This is a genomic window from Allofournierella sp. (genome assembly GCF_017889395.1).
Taxonomy (GTDB): Bacteria; Bacillota; Clostridia; order Oscillospirales; family Ruminococcaceae; genus Allofournierella.
In genome coordinates this window covers 1-15,427 of the sequence record NZ_JAGHKE010000061.1, presented here as the reverse complement: position 1 = coordinate 15,427, position 15,427 = coordinate 1, and the positions used below count along the sequence as shown (strand labels likewise).

The following is a 15,427-nucleotide window of genomic DNA, read 5'->3' as shown; positions in this document are numbered from 1 at the left end:
CGCGGCCTGTGCGATCACGTCCGGGGTACGGCCCACGAACTTGGCGTTCATGGCGTGGCCGTTCTTGAACAGCAGGCGGCAGACCTTTTCGGTCTCCTCGCGGGTCATGAAATAAGCGCCCTGGCGCTTCAGCTCATCCACCACCTGCTGACGGTTGCAGGTCTCACAGATGATGGACTGCTCGGAGGCACAGATGGTGCCGTTGTCGAAGGTTTTGCTGGCCATGATGGCTTCCACAGCGGCCTTCACATCCGCCGAGCGCTCGATGTAGGCGGGAGAGTTGCCCGCGCCCACGCCGATGGCGGGCTTGCCTGCGCTGTAAGCGGCCTTTACCATGCCGGGGCCACCAGTGGCGATGATGAGTGCAACCTCCTTGCAGTGCATCAGCTCATTGGTGGCTGCCATGGTGGGCATGGACACACAGCCGATAACACCTTCCGGCGCGCCTGCCTTGATGGCGGCTTCGCGCATGACCTCGGCGGCCTTCAGAGTGCATTTTGCAGCCGAGGGATGGGGCGAGAACACGATGGCGTTGCCCGCCTTGATGGCGATCATGGACTTGTAGATCACGGTGGAGGTTGGGTTGGTGGAAGGCACGATGCCCATGATCAGACCAGCCGGAGCGGCTACCTCCAGAATCTTCTTTTCCGGGTCCTCGGAGATGATGCCCACGGTCTTCATGTCCTTGATGTCCTCGTACAGCAGTACCGAGGCGGCGTGGTTTTTGTAGGCCTTGTCCAGCGCTTTGCCGAAGCCGGTCTCCTCCACTGCCATCTTGCCCAGGCAGGCTGCGTGCTCCCGCGCGGCCTCCACCATGCTCTTCAGAATCCGGTCGATCTGCTCGCTGGTGTAGCCGGCCATCTGCTTTGCGGCAGCGGCACCCTGACGGGCCAGATCTCTGGCCTCCTGGATGGAGCGCAGATCCAGATCAAACTGTTCCATTGTTTTATCCTTTCCCTGGTTCTTTGCCCAGTCGTTTTATTGCGCCGTTTGTTCCGCGGCCTGCCGGTCATACCAGCGTTCAAATTCCTTGAGCAGGCGGGAGCGGTTTGCCTTGGAGATCGCTCTGCCTGCAATTTCAAATTCCGGATAGCTCCTTGCCAGATAGCGGAGCTTTACCACCGAGCAGCTGCCCAGCAGCTCCATCAGGCGGGTGATTCCCTCCTCCCGGAACAGTGCATCGCACCATTCCCGGCTGATCTGACCCACCGCCTGCTTTTGTGCGGGCTGTTCGGGCTGCTCCGGTTCCTGCTCCGGCTCCTGAGTCTGCTCAGGCTCCTGCGGCTGGGGTTCCTCGCCGCCCTCATCAGACGGTTGCTCCTCCGGAATCTCTTCCGGTTTCGCTGCCTTTTCCTCCGGCGGGCGGAAGAGCAGCTCCACGTCCTGCTGGGGGCGGGCGATCACATGCTGTGTGACCAGAAGCCCGTCGCCCAGCCGTTCGGCAGCGGCAGCGCCCGCGTCCACGGCGGCCTTGACCGCCGCCACGTCGCCGGTGACCGAGATGGTCACCAGTCCGCCGCCCACCTTGGTACGGTCCAGAAGGGTCACATCCGCCGCCTTGAGCATGGCGTCCGCCGCTTCAATGGAGGCCAGCAGCCCTCTGGTTTCAATCATTCCCAGTGCCTGCATGCGCGACCCTCCTTACAGAAGGTCCGCCCAGTTCGCCGGGTAGGTGGCGTAGAACACCCGGGCCTTGTCCGGCGAGCCCCAGGTTACCTTGGAGCCGGAGGGAACGAACAACACGTCGCCCGCATGGGCGGTGTAGGTGGTGCCGTCGATGGTCACCGTGAGGGTGCCCTCGATCACATAGTCGATCTCCTCGTAGGTGAGCTCCCAGTCAAAGCTGGAGTTCTCGATCACCAGGAAACCCGCGCTGATGTGGGACTCGTCCTTGTTCACCAGCTCCTGGAAATAGGCGGTGGCACCCGGGTTGCCGGTATCGAACACATCCATCTTCACGGTGTTGCCGCGAACGACCTTCAGGCCGTTGGAATGGCGCTGCTCCTGGAAGGGCTTTGTGTTCAAAAGGCCTTCCAGCATGCCCTTTTCCATGAGCACCTTCAGCACCTGATAGATCTTTTCGCTGTCCAGCTCGGGGCCGCAGCAGGCCGGAGCCGGGGCGCATTCAGGTTCCTTGTCCGCGAATGTGACGCCCAGTGCCTCAGCGGCATCTCGGGCCGAGGGGGTCACGATGGCCCCCGGCGTTACCACGCAAACGGTCTTGCCCGCCTGCTTCAGCGCTTCCACATCCGCCGCGCAAATCAGCTGCTTCATAGTTTCACGTCCTCTCTTGACCGCGCTTTCGGTCATTCTTCAAAGTCGCAGTCCTCGTCGATAATTCCGACCACCGCCGCGTCGGCGGGGATCTCGTCGTCGCCCAGCATCCGCCGGGCGGAGGAACCGGTGGCCACGATCACCCGGTCGCCAATTCCGGCGCCGATGGTGTCGATGACTACCATCCGCTCCCCGGCCCGTGTGCCGCCGATTACCTGAGCAAGGAGGAGCTTGTAGCCGTTCAGGCCATCCGCCTTGCGGGTGGCCCAGATGTTTCCGGTGAGTCTTGCGGTTACCATTCCATCTGCCCCTCCTTTTCTCTTCGTTTGATTTCCTCCAGCGCCGCTTCCACCGAAGCGGTGTCGCCGAAGATTGCAAGTAAGATCATATTCTGCGGGCAGCTGCCGCGGATGTCCTCCACGGTCACGCCCACCGCCTTTTCGGCCACGTCGGCGGCGCAGACCATCTCGATCAGCCGCCCCTGTACCAGGCCGATGGCATCCACCTGCTCCAGCTTGGTCCCCTGCCCCGAGCCCTTGCGGCGGGAGAGGATCTCCAGCGTGCCCGGGCTGGGGGATTTGATGATTCGACACTCCATGGTGCTCACTCCATTTCCTGATCGGTGCAGCTCATGGCGATTCCCAGCGGGGTGACGAACATGGGGTTGCGGGGCTTATAGGTGGGAATGCCGGTTTTCTTTTCGATGATGGACTCGATGCCGGTGAGGCAGCAGGTGCCGCCCACCAGATACAGGCCCTGAACGTCGTAGCCTTCCACCTGACGGCTGATGATGGCCGCCACCTTCTCGATCACCGGCTTCAGTACCGGCAGGATCTCGCTGTGGTGCTCCGGCTGACGCTTGTACTTTTCCGCGTCGCCGAATTCCATCTTGTAGGCGCCCGCCAGCACCAGCGAAAAGTGGGTGCCGCCGGTGGCCTCATCGTCCACCCGGATCACCTTGCCATCCTTCAGGATGGAGATGCCGGTGGTGCCGCCGCCAATGTCCACCACGGCGCCGTTTTTGATCTTCAGCACCTGGTTTGCGGCGGTGGGCTCGTCCAGCAGGGCGGTGATTTCAAAGCCCGCGCCCTGCACCACGTTCTTGATGGCGCCGCCGTCCAGACTGTCGGTACCGGGAGGGATGGCGGCTGCGGCGTAGATGAGCTCGGTGCCCAGCTTTTCCTCCAGCTCCTCCTTCATCTCCCGCACCAGCCGGATGGCTCCGATGTAGTCCACCACCATGCCGTCCCGAACAACATCTGCATACCGGTATGCGCCTGCCACCGGCCGGCGGTTTTCATCCAGAACCGCCAGCACCACGCAGGCAGTTCCCAGATCCACGCCGGTATAGTAAACGGAAGAGGGCGTTTTCACCGGCTTTTTGATCACCTGTTCAAATTCTTTGACCAGGCGGTCGCATTCTGCAAATGTTACTTCTTCTGGCATACGGTTCCTCCAAATGAATGGCAGATCATCTGAGACAATCGGTTAATAATACAATGGGCCGGCAGCTTCTTTTCCTCTGGCAGGCGAGCTTCCAGACGGCGCAGGCCGCAGCGAAGCAGATGCAGTCTGACCAGCGTTTTTCCGCCGGGTGTCTGGGCGTGGAAGCCGGTGACCTCAAAGCAGTCCTCCATCCACTGGTCGCAGTTTTCCGGGCCGATGCCGGTGCACCGGGGGCAGAGCGCCAGCCACTCGGCCTGCTCGACCGGTTCTTGTCCGGCCAGCCGGGCCAGCCTGCGTTCCAGATCAAAGACCTGGCCCGCTGCAAGCACGTCCCGGTCCATCAGGTCCAGGCCCGCCTGCAAAAATTCCGCCTGTAATTCTTTCAGGTCCAGCTGCCAGTCCGCTTTGGGCGCATCGCTGTTTTCTGCGTTTTGGGCGGCGGGCTGTTCCATGGTGGGAGCGGCCGGCTTTTTGGGGCCGTCCGCCTCCAGCCGGATGCCCCGGTCGGTCAGAAACTGCCGGGCTCCGGGGGTAAGGCGGGTTCCCGGTTTCGGTGTGTAGCTGGTAAAGGGTTCCGCACGGTAGCGGCTGCGCAGGTCCTGCTCGGTGATGAATTTCATACCGAACCCCCTTTACAGAGTTCCCTGTAAAGGCCTTCCAGTTCACAGGGTTCCGGTACCCGGGGATTGGTCTCGGTGCAGCCGTCCTGCATGGCCTTCTGGGCCATGACCGGCACCTGCTCCAGAAACGCTTCCTTTTCCACCCGGCAATCGGTCACATAGAAGGGCTCGTTGATCCGCTTCATCAGGTTCCGGATCTGCCGGATCAGGTTGTGCACCGCCGCTTTGGGAGTCGCGCCGCCGATGCCCAGCATCTGGGCGATCTGAGCGTACCGCAGCAGCGCCCGGCTTTCATCTTTGTAATCCAGCGCCGCGTTGTAGGCGACCACATGGGGCAGCAGCAATGCGTTGCTTCTGCCGTGGGGGATGTGGAACGCCGCGCCCAGCGCGTGGGCCATGCTGTGGCAGACGCCCAGCGATGCGTTGCTGAAGGCGATGCCTGCCAGACAGGAGGCGTTGTGCATGTGTTCCCGGGCTTCCATGTCCGATCCGTCGGCCACGGCCCGTTCCAGATACTGCCACACCAGCCGGATCGCCTTTTCAGCGCAGGCGTCGGTGAAGTCATCCGCCTTGGTGGACACATAGGCTTCCAGCGCGTGGGTGAGCACGTCCATACCGGTGTCGGCGGTGATGGCCGGGGGCACCGATGCGGTGAGCGCCGGGTCCAGGAAGGCTGCGTCCGGCACCATGGCCTGATCCCGCAGCGCATATTTCACCTGGGCCTGGGTATCCGAGATGACCGCGAAGGAGGTCACCTCGCTGCCGGTGCCGCTGGTGGTGGGCACTGCGGCCAGCATGGGCCGTGCGCCGCCGTTCATGGCTCCATACAGCTGACCGGCAGCCTTGGCGGTATCGATGGCCGAACCGCCGCCCAGTGCCACGATGCCGTCGGGCCCGAACTTCTTCATGCCCTGAATGGCGGCAGTGACCACCTCAATGGACGGGTCCGGCACCACATCCGAGAAGATCTCGGTCTCGGTGCCCGCTTCGTGCAGAATCGAGGCAAGCTCCTCTGCCCGGCCGCATTTTTTCATAAAGGGGTCGCAGATGATGTAGGCCCGCTTCATGCCAAGGCCCTTGATCTCCTCCAGCGAGGACTGGCCCATGTGAATGCGGGTACTCATGAGAAAATGTGCCATCCTCTTTCCCCTCCTTTCCTTGTTGTGTTTGCCCCGGTTCATTCTTCGGGGCGTTGGGTTTCATTGCTTGGCGGCATGTGAGGCGCGAGGGTTTGCAAAAACGCCTGCACGCTTTCCGCCTCGCGGATGCTCAGGAGCAGCACCGGCTCCTTCACGCCCGCTTCCAGCAGCTGCCGCCGTGCGCTTTCCGGGTTTGCATCGGGCAGATCACAGCGAGTCACCACGCCGATCACCGGCACCCGGAAGGCCTTTGCAAAGGCGGGCGGGTAGGCCCGCTTTTTTCCGGCTGCATCCGCCGCCATCACCACACAGCAGGCGTCCTGCGCGGCGGCGATGAGGTGCTTGTGCATCCAGGGGCTTTCCAGATAAGCGCCCGGTGTATCCAGCGTTTTCTCCCGATACACCATGTTGGGCACCCGGCGTATTGCCATCTCCCTGCCTTCCAGCAGGGCGGCCAGTGTGGTCTTGCCGCTTTTCTGCGGCCCGATGAGCATGATCCGTTTTCTTCTCACGTCCGGGTCACCTTCGCAGCGGCAAAGCCCAGCACACGCTCCAGCGTGTCGGTCACAGCGGCCAGCGCCGTGTCCACGCTTTCCACGTCGCCGGTGATTACCACCGAACCGGTGAACCGGTCCAGAAAACCGATCTCCACATCCGACGCTTTCGCGGCGATGTCGGCGGCGATCATAGCGGTCTCGAAGGGCGACAGGGTCAGGATGCCGATGGCTCCCTTGCCCTCAATGCCCAGACATTCATAGATTTCCGGCACAGGGGATGCGATCACATGGGCGATGGTCACCTGCTTGCCGGGAACCGATTCCTCGATCACCCGGCTGGCCGGGATGGGCGTTTCGTTCATGGTTTCGCCTCCTCAGTGCCGGACCACGGTGACCGGGAAGTTCCATTCCTTCATCCAGCCCTCAATCCGGTCCAGATCCTCCTTGCTCAGGCTGGGGTCGCCCTCGATGGGATAGGGCTTGTCCAGCTGGGCGTATTTGCCCACGCCCATTTTGTGGTAGGGCAGCAGGTCCACACCCTTGAAGTTGGGGTCGTCCCGGAAGGGCAGCAGGAACTGGATCACCTGATCGATCTCTTCCTTGCTGTCGTTGATGCCCTTCAGCATGGGCATGCGAACCTTCACGTTGTAGCGGCGCTTGAGCAGTTCTTTCAGGTTCTGCAGAATCTGCTCGTTGCCGATGCCGGTGAGCTCGTTGTGCCGTTTAGGGTCCATGTGCTTGATGTCGAACAGGAACAGGTCCACATATTCGGCAATCTGCAGCAGCTTGTCGGTTTTGATGTGACCGCAGGTCTCGATGGCGGTGTTGATGCCCTCGGCCTTGCATTCCATCAGCAAATCCCGGGCGGCCTCGGTCTGGGCGGTGCATTCGCCGCCGCCCAGCGTCACGCCGCCGCCGGACATGCTGTAAAACGCTGCGTCCTCCTGCACGATCTCCAGCAGCTCGGACACCGTCTTCACCTGGCCGGTGATCTCCAGCGCTGCCTGGGGGCAGACCTGGATGCACTTGCGGCAGCCGGTGCAGTCGATATCCCTCCGGACTTCATGCTTGCCCGTCTCTTTCGAGATGGTGTGGATGCCCACCGGGCAGGCCTGCACACAGAGGCCGCAATCCACGCAGGAATTTTTCTTGAACATGACCTGCACCTTGCGTTCCAGGCCCTCGGGGTTTGCGCACCACTTGCAGCGCAGCGGGCAGCCCTTGAAAAAGACGATCGTCCGGATGCCGGGGCCATCGTACATATTGTATTTCTGCACATTGAAGATCAGAGCTTTTCGTTCCATTTGGCTTCGTTCTCCTAACCACGGTCCGGTTTGATCCGTTGTACTAGCCGGGGCCCAGCGGGCCCCGGCCCTGTTTTAAATGAATTAGAAATGGTTCAGCATGGTGCGGCTGATGATCTCGTCCTGCACGTCCTTGCACAGCTCCACGAAGAAGGCGCTGTAGCCGGCCACGCGAACGATCAGGTCGCGGTACTGTTCGGGATGCTTCTGGGCCTCGATCAGAGTCTCGTTGTCCAGATAGTTGAACTGCATCTCGCCGTTGCCGAACATGCAGGCGGTACGCAGCAGAGTAATCAGGCTCTCCTCGCCTTCCGGGGTATCCAGCAGACCGGCCATGATCTTGAAGTTGTGAACCATGCCGATGTTCATGCTGTCGTTGGACATCTTGGACACCGACTTGATGATGGCGGTGGGGCCCTTGAAGTCCGCGCCCTGGCTGGGGCTGATGCCGTCGGACAGAGGCATCCAGGCGTGACGGCCGTTGGCAGACGCGCCGGTCATCTGACCGAAGGGAGTGTTGTTGGAGATGGACAGGGTGCCGTGGCTCAGGATGGAGTACAGGGTCTTGTACTTTCTGTGCTCGTGCTCGGTGAAGTTCACCAGATCGGCGGCAATGTCATCGGCGTAGTCGTCATCGTTGCCGTACTTGGGAGCGTTCAGGCAGTCGGTGCGGATCTGCTCGTAGCCCTGGAAGTCCGCCTTCAGAGCCTCGTTCAGCTGCTCCAGAGTGTACTTCTTCTCGTCAAAGACCAGCTTCTTGATGGCGGCCATGGAGTCGGCGTAGGTAGCCAGACCGGACCATACCACACCGGGGCCGAAGTTGTACATGGCGCCGCCGGAGGATACGTCCTTGCCCTTCTCCATGCAGCCCTCGTACATGATGGACATGAGGGGCTTCGGAGCCAGCTCGCGGTGTACGCGCTGGGAGATGACGGTGGCCACGCTGGTCCACTTGGTGATGTACTTGATCTCTTCCTTGACGGCGGCCTCGAACTCCTCGTAGGTCTTGAAGCGGCTCAGATCGCCCATGTCGGGGCAGACCTGCTTGCCGTACCACAGGGGCACGCCGTGGTTGAGCACCAGCTCGATGCAGATGGGCCACTGGGTGTATGCAGTGGAGGTCCACTGATACAGGCGGCCGGCCTTCTGGGGCTCCACGCAGCCCATCAGGCAGTAGTCACGGGCATCCTCGATGGAAACGCCCTTGGCCAGCATCATCTTGATGTGGGTGTCGTCGAAGTGGCAGGCGGGGAAGCCCATGCCGGAACGAACCACGTCCACGATCTTTTTCAGGTACTTGCGGGGAGACTTGTTGTGGATACGGCAGGCCAGAGAAGGCTGGTAGATCTTCACATGGCGAACGGCGTCCATCAGCAGGTAGGTCAGATCGTTGGTGGCGTCGCGGCCCTCACGGGTCACACCGCCCACGCACATGTTCACGAAGGGCTGGTAGCCGGCGAAGAACTTGGAGCCGCCCTCGCTGGTGATCCACATCATCTCGGACATCTTGATCAGCATGCAGCCGGCCAGCTCGAAGGCCTCGAAGTCGTTCATGCGGCCGGACTCGATGTCTGCCTTGTAGAAGGGGTACATGTACTGGTCCACGCGGCCGATGGACATACCGGTCTGGTTCTCCTCCACCACCAGCAGGGACTCGATGGTCCACACGGCCTGGATGGCTTCCCAGAAGGTCTCGGGCTTGTGGGCGGGAACGCGGGCGTTCACTTCAGAAATCTTGTACAGCTCCGCTTTGCGCTTGGGATCGGTCTCCTTCTCGGCCAGCTCGCGGGCGTACTCAGACATTCTGCGGGCGTAGATCATGACGCCCTCGGTGGTGTCGATGATGGACTTGTAGAAGTAGATCTTCTCGATGTCGTCGGGGTTCTCGTAGTGCAGCTGGCTCAGGTGCTCCTTGGCCTCGTTCTGGATGTCCAGCATGCCCTTCTTCATCAGGATCACGTCGTAGCCGGGGTTGGAGTCGCCGCCGCCGTTCAGGGCGTGGTAGGAGCAGTCGGACACGAAGGACTCGCCGGACATCTCCCATACACCGGCCTCACGGTACTGGTCTTCACAGTACTCGTCCACGGATTTGCCCTTCCAGAAGGGGAACAGCTCTTCGCGCATGATGCGCTTGTCCTCTTCGGAAATGTAGAAGGGGTCCTGAGGACGGGTGCCGATGGTGTCGATCTCGTCCACCATCCAACGCCAGGCGATATCCGGGGAGAAGGCACCGGCGCGGGGGGCGCCGCAGGGAGCGCCAACGATCAGCTCGTTGTCCTGAATGACCAGAGGAGCGGTCTCGCAGCAGTAGCGGAAGCACTTGGCGCGCAGCTCGATCTTGGGCATGCCGGGGTTTTCGGCCGCGATCTTGGTGATGGCGCGGGCCCGGTAGGTGGTGATGGAGGGCTTCTGCTTCAGGTAGTTCTCCTTCAGCAGCTTCAGGCGGCGGGTCATGCCGTCGGGAATGCCGGTGCCCTCAGCGGGGTATTCCGCCGCACAGCCGCAGCTCTCGGCGGGAGCCTCTTCCCGGGTGATCTCCTGGGAAACGGACTCAAACATCTTCATCAGGGACGCCTTTTCCTCCGGCGTCATATTCTTTGCAGCTTCTGCAAGCTTGTTGGAAAATTCTCGAATATCCAAAATCAGTGTCCTCTCTTTCTTGTGGAGTTACTGGTTCGAGGAAAAGCCGCGCATTCCGAACGCTGCCTTTCGGCGATAAATCAGATTCATGGGGGAAATATTATCCGCCGTGATGCCCTGGCCCGCGCTCACGCTGCCCAGGATCACCGTGGGGAACAGCCGGGTGGTAACGCCCGCTGCGCCCATCACGGCCGGGGTGTTGATGAGCACCCGGCCCACCGGCTTTTTCAGTGCGAACTGCCGGATCACCTCCGGGTCGCGGGAGTGAATGGCGAGGGTGTTGCCCTTGCTGCCGTTCACCAGAAGCTCGATGCACTTTTCGCAGGCGTGGGTCCAGTCCTCTTCAATGTAGAAGGCCACCACCGGGCAGAGCAGCCCATTGGCGTAGGGGTTGTAATCGGTGATGTAGGCCTGCTGTGAAACCAGCACCCGAGTGTCCTCCGGCACCGTGAAGCCCGCCTTTGCCGCCAGCCAGCAGGCCGACTTGCCAATGTAGGCGGTGTCGGCTCCGGCAGCGCAATGGGGATGCAGCCCCAGCAGATTCGTGAGCTGCTTCTGCTCCTCTGCGGTCATAAAGTAGGCGCCCTGGCGTTTCAGCTGCGCTGTGGTCTCCGCGGCAATCTGCCGGTCCGCCACCACATACTGTTCTCCGCCCGGGCCCATGCCGTTGTTGAAGCTTCGGCTGGCCACGATGTCCGCCGCCGCCTTTTCCAGGTCGGCGGTCTTCTCGATGAAGGCGGGGCCGGGGGCGATGCCGCCGTACAGCACCGGTTTGCCGGTGGCTGCGGCCTCCTCCAGCAAGCTGCACCGTCCCATATTCAGGATCAGTGCCGCGTGCGGGTGGCGGAACATGGCCAGCGCGCCCTCCCGGGCGGCGGTCTCCGCACAGGCCAGTGCCCCTTTGGGCAGGCCTGCCTCCTCTGCGCTCTGGGCCAGAACGGCTGCAGTCTGGGCCGTGACACCGGCCGCTGCGGGATGCGGGGCGAACACCACCGCGTTCCCGGCCTTGACCGCCGCCACCGCTGCGCAGAGCACCGCGGCCACCGGGCTGATGGACGGCACCGCCGCCGCGATCACGCCCATGGGCACGCCGATCTCCAACAGACCGTTTTCCTCGTCCTGCTCCAGAACGCCCACGCACTTCATACCAGCGAGGCTGTTCTCCATGCCCTCTGCCAGCATCCGGCACAAACGCAGCTCGTCGGCCTCACAGCCGCGGCCCGTCTCCTGCACCGACTGCCGTACAAGGGCTTCCAGGCGGGGCCGGATGCCCCGCAGCATCTGTTCTGTGATCCGGTCCAGCTGGTGTTGTTCAAAAAGAGCCAGTGTTTTTTTCGCCTGTGCCGCCTCCTCCATCAGGACGCGTGCTTCCTGGACCGCTTTCAGATCTTTGTCGATGGATCTCATTTCACTGCTCCTTCGTACCTTTTCGATTTATTCCTGCGGCAGCAGGTCATCGGGCAGGCTGTAGCGGGCCACGATCTTGCTCAGATCCGGGTGGGGACGGGGGATGACCACCGAGCTGTAAACGTCGGCATCCATGGCCTTTACTGCCTTCACGCCCGCGTCCACCGCGGTGCGGCAGGCACCCACATCGCCCTGTACCACCACGGAGATGTAGCCGGAGGCCACATTCTCATAGCCGATCAGGTCCACATCCGCGGCCTTGCACATGGCATCTGCCGCCTCCAGGGCGAAGACCAGGCCGAAGGTCTCGATCAATCCAATGGCTTCGTATCTTTCCATAGTCGTTCCTCTCGTGCAATCGTTGATGGTCGGTCAGGCGTCGATGTCGTGAGCCGACACGATCGCGCCCACTGCCTTGATGGGCCGGGGCATCACGTTCTTCGCGGTCAGCTTGCCGATGGCGGCAGCCGCCTCAGCGCCGGCCTCCACCGCAGAACGAACCGCAGCCACATCGCCCTTGACCATGATGGTCACCAGGGTGGAGCCCACGTTCTCGTAAGAGATCAGCTCCACATCCGCCGCCTTCAGCATCTTGTCGGCAGCTTCCAGAGCGGGAACCAGGCCCAGGGTCTCCACCAGGCCCAATGCTTCTTCACCGTAATATCTCATGCAGGGTTCCTCCTGTTTTACTTGTTGCGGTATTTTGCGGGAACATATTTTTCCACTGCGGAACGGCCATCATCATTGATGGCGAATCGAAGCGAAAGCTCGTCCTTATCGTCCAGCTCATAGCGGATCAGGCTGCACAGCCCGTTCGCTTCCAGCGACATCACATGGTCCAGATAAGCGTCCTTGGTGAACTGGCGCTCCTTGCCGTAAAGGGGGCGCATGGCCTCCATGATCTCGTTCACGTCCGCGTTTTCCACGCTGCTCAGGTAGTTGAGCACCGCCATTCGTGCAGGCAACAGCATGTTACGCCTCCCCTTTCTTGAAAAAGTCCAGCGGGTTCATGGTCACCAGGATTGCACCGAAGATGATCACAACAGAACCCACAACAATGGTCAGAGTGACGGGCTGGTTCAGGAACAGGATGCAGAACAGAACGCCCCAGAACGCATAAGTCACATTCAGGCTCATGCCGATGGCGCAGCCCACGGTGGCGTTGGATTTGTACCACAGCAGGAAGGAAGCGCCCGCGCTCAGGCCAGCGATGGCCAGCCACAGAACCGGCATACCGGCGCTCAGGGTGCCGCCCAGCAGACCCAGGCCGCCAACCAGAGGCACTATGATGATCAGGTCAACAAGGCCGGAGAACAGCTCGCGGATGTTGGTGGCAACGTCGGTGTCGATCATGGCACCGCCGTAGCTGGAGAGCATGCCTTCCAGGCCCCAGCAAATGGCCGCGATCAGCGCGCAGATGATGCCCAGAGTGAAGTTGGGGCTGCCTTCCGGCTTGACCCAGTTGATGATGATCGCGCCGCTCACGCAGATGATCATGCCGGCGACCACGCGCTTGGTGGGCCGCTGCTTCAGGAAGATCCAGGCGAACAGGGCACCGAACAGGCCGCAGGTGGCGGAGATGGGAATGGCGTAGGCACCGGCCAGCGCCAGACCTACCAGATAGGCACCGTTGGCAATGGGACCGCCCAGCAGCGCGCCCAGAACCATCATCTTGCCGGGGAAGGTGTTGATGGTGCGGCCGATCTCAGCCAGACGGCCCTTCTTGGCATTGTAGATGGTGAGCCAGATTCCGGCGAAGAGGTCGTTCAGACCGGAGCAGACATAGGGTGCTGCCAGGATGCCCACTGCGCTGACCAGAGGTTCATAGTAACCAGCTACCAGCACCAGAGTGGTGTAGATGCCGTAGGTCAGGCCGGACAGCGCGCCGGTGGTCAGGCCGGTGATCCGGAACTTTTTGTTCACCTGTTTCATTTTCGCATCTGCCAGGGATGCTCTTGCCGTGTTGGCGCTATGGTTCATAGTGGTTCTCTCCTTTGATCATTCGCTGGCCTTTCCCGAGGTGGGCAGAATGGTCTCGACCTCACCATGGGGGCGGGGGATCACATGCACGGATACCAGCTCACCTACCCGCTGGGCAGCTGTGGCGCCCGCGTCGGTGGCGGCTTTTACCGCGCCCACATCACCGCGGACCAGAACAGTGATCAGGCCGCCGCCTACTCGCTCCTTGCCGATCAGGGTAACGTTAGCCGCCTTTACCATGGCGTCGGCTGCTTCAATCGATGCGATGAGACCTTTGGTCTCGATCATACCCAGTGCGTCGTACTTCATGTTTGGATCTCCTTTTGCTTTCGTGGTATTTGGCTTCGGCCGTCCGCGGGGCAATCTGCATAGTTTTTTAGGACCGGCCGCAGCCTTTCTGTGAATTCAGTATACCGCTTGCCCATTGGTGGAAGGTCAAGGGGGAATTGAGTAAATATTTAACCGCTCATTTTTGGGTATTTTGTCATGGAGCTTTGTGCAATTTATCACAAACCATCTTTTCCCTTTCGTGCAACCTGCGCGATTGCCTTTTTGCAACAAAAAAAGCGGGCCGAAAAACGGTCCGCTCAGTTTTCCCCCTTAGGGAAAGGTTATCCTTTTCTTTTTGTCCGGCGCATGCTCCCGGGATCAGCCTTCTTCCAGAGGAATGATCAGCTCGGTGACGAATTCCTCCCGGTTGCGGGTGGTCCAGTAATCCACCACATACCGCTCAAAAACCCGCTGCCCCAGCTTGACGCCTTTGGCTTTGGCCCATTCCACCAGCTTTGTGTAGCTTTCCTCAATGCGCTCCAGCGGGCCCACGTGATACAGTGTGGCCGCCATAAATCCGCCAAATCGGATCTCGTTGGTACCGCAGGCACAGCGATGGATGGGTTTTTGCATGATCCGTGCCCGGGTGGCATGACCCTCCATCTTGTCCTTCCAGGAGTCAAATTCCAGAATCACCGGGCCGGAAATCTCGTTTTTCACCGAGTCCAGATAGTTGACCCATGGAATGTTGATGATGGAATCCATGTAATGGTATTCAAAATCCTGGTCCAAACAGCACATATCCTCGGCAGCCACATAGCGCATGCCCACCTCCTGGGCCTTGTTCAGGCGCACTGCTTTGGCCTCCTGGATCAGCTCATACCATTCCTTCACCGCAATGTAGCTGTTGTGAATGGCGTGTTCCTGCTCCCACAGTTCGTTGATTTTGTTGTGGAAGCTGCCCTCCACAACATAGTAGTTTTCGCCGTTCACCAGGCCCTGCATCTCTTCCAGCCGGAAGCCCATCTGCTTATAGTACTTCACAATGGGGATGGACAGAATCGTGTCCAGGCTGTAGTAACGGTAGCCGCTTTCGCTGATCTTATCCGGAGAGATCATTCCAATTTTATCGTAAAAACGCAGGGCCTTTGCGGAAACGTTGCAAAGCTTGCTCACTTCGCCAATGGTGTACAACTGTTCTTTCGCCATATGTCCGTCTCCTTTCTTGTTCGGACGGGAGCATTATGCTCAGGGTCTGCCTGTGTGCGACTGGGCAGCGCAGGCGTTTTCGGCATCCTTCAGGCTCCGGTAGCCATACCCCCGGGCCATGCAGGTCATATTCTGTTCCACCAGGTTTTCCCCCTGCGCCAGAAGGTCCAGCACCATTTGGGCGTAGAGTCCCAGCGTCTCATCGGAATAGGTGCCCAGTTCCCCCCGCAGATAGGTCTCGCTGGAAACATTCCAGGGCCCATCCTGCACAGAGGAGAGATTCCGGCCCCGGCCCATCAGATGGGGGCAGCGCTGCTCCACCTCACGGGTCCACTGCATCATAATGGAAATCAACAGCTCCTGCAGCTGCAGCCGCTCTGGTCCCCGTTTGGGCAGCCGGTCCGCCAATCGGGCATACTGCTGCGGCGCAGTGTGCTCCATCATGCGGGCATATTTTTCCGTGAGCAGGTTCCAGCCCTGGTCCCCTGCCCGGTTCAAGTCCTGTTGGTAGCTGGCCAGCACCTCTTCATTCCAGGGCGTAAACTGGCTGGTGCGCATGAGCACAAAGGTGCTGCGGTCATCCTGACAGGAAGCACGCCCGCCTTCGTTTTGCACCTGCTGAAACTGCCGCCATTCTTCCT

20 protein-coding genes are annotated in these 15,427 nt (G+C 60.8%); all 20 read right to left on the bottom strand.

The features are described from left to right. A partial coding sequence (locus J7G73_RS08765; RefSeq protein WP_291245973.1) for an aldehyde dehydrogenase family protein occupies positions 1–942 on the bottom strand: 942 nt, incomplete at its 3' end. Between the two features lie 36 nt (positions 943–978). Next, positions 979–1,629, bottom strand: a complete 651-nt coding sequence (locus J7G73_RS08760; protein ID WP_291245972.1) for a BMC domain-containing protein — start codon at positions 1,627–1,629, stop codon at positions 979–981. Positions 1,630–1,641: 12 nt separating this feature from the next. Next, positions 1,642–2,274 (bottom strand): cupin domain-containing protein, encoded by a 633-nt coding sequence (locus tag J7G73_RS08755; protein WP_291245971.1) that lies wholly within the window; start codon positions 2,272–2,274, stop codon positions 1,642–1,644. A 32-nt stretch (positions 2,275–2,306) separates the two neighbouring features. Further along, on the bottom strand, positions 2,307–2,573 hold the full coding sequence (locus J7G73_RS08750; protein ID WP_058965095.1) for a EutN/CcmL family microcompartment protein: 267 nt from the start codon (positions 2,571–2,573) through the stop codon (positions 2,307–2,309). Next, positions 2,567–2,872 carry a BMC domain-containing protein gene (locus tag J7G73_RS08745; protein ID WP_087295154.1) on the bottom strand — a complete coding sequence of 102 codons (306 nt, stop codon included), beginning with the start codon at positions 2,870–2,872 and terminating at the stop codon, positions 2,567–2,569. Before J7G73_RS08745 ends, J7G73_RS08750 begins: the two co-directional genes overlap by 7 nt. Before the next feature lie 5 nt (positions 2,873–2,877). Then, positions 2,878–3,720, bottom strand: coding sequence for an ethanolamine utilization protein EutJ (gene eutJ, locus J7G73_RS08740; protein ID WP_058965097.1), 843 nt, complete (start codon positions 3,718–3,720; stop codon positions 2,878–2,880). Then, positions 3,705–4,340, bottom strand: coding sequence for a hypothetical protein (locus tag J7G73_RS08735; RefSeq protein ID WP_291245970.1), 636 nt, complete (start codon positions 4,338–4,340; stop codon positions 3,705–3,707). The genes eutJ and J7G73_RS08735 overlap by 16 nt, the downstream gene beginning before the upstream one ends. After that, positions 4,337–5,479, bottom strand: a complete 1,143-nt coding sequence (locus J7G73_RS08730) for an iron-containing alcohol dehydrogenase (RefSeq protein WP_291245969.1) — start codon at positions 5,477–5,479, stop codon at positions 4,337–4,339. Before J7G73_RS08730 ends, J7G73_RS08735 begins: the two co-directional genes overlap by 4 nt. 38 nt (positions 5,480–5,517) lie before the next feature. After that, positions 5,518–5,991 carry a EutP/PduV family microcompartment system protein gene (locus tag J7G73_RS08725; RefSeq protein ID WP_087295160.1) on the bottom strand — a complete coding sequence of 158 codons (474 nt, stop codon included), beginning with the start codon at positions 5,989–5,991 and terminating at the stop codon, positions 5,518–5,520. Next, a complete protein-coding gene (locus J7G73_RS08720; protein WP_058965101.1) occupies positions 5,988–6,338 on the bottom strand; it encodes a BMC domain-containing protein in 351 nt (116 codons plus the stop codon). The genes J7G73_RS08725 and J7G73_RS08720 overlap by 4 nt, the downstream gene beginning before the upstream one ends. A gap of 12 nt (positions 6,339–6,350) precedes the next feature. Beyond that, positions 6,351–7,280 carry a choline TMA-lyase-activating enzyme gene (cutD, locus tag J7G73_RS08715; protein ID WP_291245968.1) on the bottom strand — a complete coding sequence of 310 codons (930 nt, stop codon included), beginning with the start codon at positions 7,278–7,280 and terminating at the stop codon, positions 6,351–6,353. A gap of 84 nt (positions 7,281–7,364) precedes the next feature. Beyond that, the gene (cutC, locus tag J7G73_RS08710; protein WP_087295164.1) at positions 7,365–9,920 is read right to left on the bottom strand and encodes a choline trimethylamine-lyase; all 2,556 of its coding nucleotides are present in this window, start codon (positions 9,918–9,920) and stop codon (positions 7,365–7,367) included. Positions 9,921–9,947: 27 nt separating this feature from the next. Continuing rightward, the gene (locus tag J7G73_RS08705) at positions 9,948–11,327 is read right to left on the bottom strand and encodes an aldehyde dehydrogenase family protein (protein WP_291245967.1); all 1,380 of its coding nucleotides are present in this window, start codon (positions 11,325–11,327) and stop codon (positions 9,948–9,950) included. A gap of 27 nt (positions 11,328–11,354) precedes the next feature. Then, complete coding sequence (locus J7G73_RS08700) at positions 11,355–11,666, bottom strand: BMC domain-containing protein (RefSeq protein WP_058965105.1); 312 nt, start codon at positions 11,664–11,666, stop codon at positions 11,355–11,357. Positions 11,667–11,699: 33 nt separating this feature from the next. Next, positions 11,700–11,996, bottom strand: coding sequence for a BMC domain-containing protein (locus tag J7G73_RS08695; RefSeq protein ID WP_058965106.1), 297 nt, complete (start codon positions 11,994–11,996; stop codon positions 11,700–11,702). Between the two features lie 17 nt (positions 11,997–12,013). Then, a complete protein-coding gene (locus tag J7G73_RS08690; RefSeq protein ID WP_087181266.1) occupies positions 12,014–12,298 on the bottom strand; it encodes a hypothetical protein in 285 nt (94 codons plus the stop codon). A 1-nt stretch (position 12,299) separates the two neighbouring features. After that, positions 12,300–13,307, bottom strand: a complete 1,008-nt coding sequence (locus tag J7G73_RS08685) for a DMT family transporter (protein WP_087295169.1) — start codon at positions 13,305–13,307, stop codon at positions 12,300–12,302. Positions 13,308–13,325: 18 nt separating this feature from the next. Beyond that, a complete protein-coding gene (eutM, locus tag J7G73_RS08680) occupies positions 13,326–13,616 on the bottom strand; it encodes an ethanolamine utilization microcompartment protein EutM (RefSeq protein ID WP_087295171.1) in 291 nt (96 codons plus the stop codon). A gap of 339 nt (positions 13,617–13,955) precedes the next feature. Further along, positions 13,956–14,786, bottom strand: a complete 831-nt coding sequence (locus J7G73_RS08675; protein WP_087295173.1) for a MerR family DNA-binding transcriptional regulator — start codon at positions 14,784–14,786, stop codon at positions 13,956–13,958. Positions 14,787–14,825: 39 nt separating this feature from the next. Next, a partial coding sequence (locus J7G73_RS08670; RefSeq protein WP_291245966.1) for a DUF4125 family protein occupies positions 14,826–15,427 on the bottom strand: 602 nt, incomplete at its 5' end.

Bases quoted from the DNA above. Each gene is read 5' to 3' on its own strand.
- J7G73_RS08705 (WP_291245967.1), bottom strand. From the start codon at position 11,327: ATGAGATCCATCGACAAAGATCTGAAAGCGGTCCAGGAAGCACGCGTC.
- eutJ (WP_058965097.1), bottom strand. From the start codon at position 3,720: ATGCCAGAAGAAGTAACATTTGCAGAATGCGACCGCCTGGTCAAAGAA.
- J7G73_RS08745 (WP_087295154.1), bottom strand. From the start codon at position 2,872: ATGGAGTGTCGAATCATCAAATCCCCCAGCCCGGGCACGCTGGAGATC.
- J7G73_RS08730 (WP_291245969.1), bottom strand. From the start codon at position 5,479: ATGGCACATTTTCTCATGAGTACCCGCATTCACATGGGCCAGTCCTCG.
- eutM (WP_087295171.1), bottom strand. From the start codon at position 13,616: ATGAAGTACGACGCACTGGGTATGATCGAGACCAAAGGTCTCATCGCA.
- J7G73_RS08700 (WP_058965105.1), bottom strand. From the start codon at position 11,666: ATGGAAAGATACGAAGCCATTGGATTGATCGAGACCTTCGGCCTGGTC.
- J7G73_RS08695 (WP_058965106.1), bottom strand. From the start codon at position 11,996: ATGAGATATTACGGTGAAGAAGCATTGGGCCTGGTGGAGACCCTGGGC.
- J7G73_RS08675 (WP_087295173.1), bottom strand. From the start codon at position 14,786: ATGGCGAAAGAACAGTTGTACACCATTGGCGAAGTGAGCAAGCTTTGC.
- cutD (WP_291245968.1), bottom strand. From the start codon at position 7,280: ATGGAACGAAAAGCTCTGATCTTCAATGTGCAGAAATACAATATGTAC.
- J7G73_RS08755 (WP_291245971.1), bottom strand. From the start codon at position 2,274: ATGAAGCAGCTGATTTGCGCGGCGGATGTGGAAGCGCTGAAGCAGGCG.
- J7G73_RS08685 (WP_087295169.1), bottom strand. From the start codon at position 13,307: ATGAACCATAGCGCCAACACGGCAAGAGCATCCCTGGCAGATGCGAAA.
- J7G73_RS08750 (WP_058965095.1), bottom strand. From the start codon at position 2,573: ATGGTAACCGCAAGACTCACCGGAAACATCTGGGCCACCCGCAAGGCG.
- J7G73_RS08735 (WP_291245970.1), bottom strand. From the start codon at position 4,340: ATGAAATTCATCACCGAGCAGGACCTGCGCAGCCGCTACCGTGCGGAA.
- J7G73_RS08720 (WP_058965101.1), bottom strand. From the start codon at position 6,338: ATGAACGAAACGCCCATCCCGGCCAGCCGGGTGATCGAGGAATCGGTT.
- J7G73_RS08690 (WP_087181266.1), bottom strand. From the start codon at position 12,298: ATGCTGTTGCCTGCACGAATGGCGGTGCTCAACTACCTGAGCAGCGTG.
- J7G73_RS08760 (WP_291245972.1), bottom strand. From the start codon at position 1,629: ATGCAGGCACTGGGAATGATTGAAACCAGAGGGCTGCTGGCCTCCATT.